Source organism: Priestia sp. P5_B4 (assembly GCF_056400385.1).
Genome location: NZ_JBFULJ010001161.1, coordinates 1 through 980, shown reverse-complemented (window position 1 = coordinate 980; position 980 = coordinate 1). Strand labels below are relative to the sequence as shown.

The window sequence follows — 980 nt, the reverse complement described above, 5'->3', positions numbered from 1 at the left end:
GCCTGCCATTATATCCTCATAGTTCTCTGGATCAATCCTAGCTAATATATCTAATCCTCGTTGAAAGTTATCTGTATGTGTTCTCATTACATTTTACTTCCTTYCTTACTCATGAAATTTTCTATCGTCTTTGTAGGAATGTTCGTTGGAATTAAAGAACAAAAGCTAATGGCTATCATCAGTATGGCTATGGCACACACTCCATGCCACTGCCATTTACTCCATGCAAGTAAACCCATTTAAGATCCTAGGGACCCGCCTATAAATGTGGAAACCATATATAATCCATTTAATCGACTTCTTTTCTCTTCTCCTAATTGGAAAATAGTAAACTGACAGGCAACTTGATTCGCTTGAGTCCCTATCGTTATAAGGAGAGCTCCTAAAATTAATCCAGGTAACCAGTACCCTTCCCGTATAAGACCTATAAAAGCAAGTAAAGATACGGACATACACAAAAGACTTGCAAACTTTGCCCCTTTTGTATCAATTAAACGTCCGATAATTGGCGTAGCAAACGCTCCCGCTATCCCGACTAACCCTATTACCCCCACCATGTCACTTCCATACGAATAGGGATGTGTATGTAATAAAAAGACAAGCGTGGTCCAAAATGCGCTAAAAGAAGCAAACATCATCCCCTGACTTACACATGCTTTTTGCAGGGCTCTTTCTTTTATAAACAGCGGACCTAACGACATGAGCAAGTGTTTATAACTGGTGGCATTTCCTCCTTTACTTCTTGGAAAATAGACGTAAACTAACAAAATCATAAAAAGTGTAGCCACAGCAGACGTCCAATACACCATTCGCCATCCAAAATGAACATCAATAAAACCACTAGCAAGCCGAGCTCCTAAAATACCACAAACTAATCCAATAGCGACATTTCCTAAAACTTTTCCTCTACTATGATCTGAAGCGATATTCGCAGCCAGCGGAACAATAATTTGAGGAACAACCGTTACGATGCCTAATAC

Annotated in this window: 1 protein-coding gene; it reads right to left on the bottom strand. The window is 39.5% G+C overall.

Features of this window, described 5'->3' with window-relative positions:
- Nucleotides 1-239 precede the first annotated feature (239 nt).
- Nucleotides 240-980, bottom strand: a 741-nt coding sequence (locus AC1DRF_RS29605; RefSeq protein ID WP_477742519.1) for an MFS transporter, incomplete at its 5' end; no start/stop codon positions are given.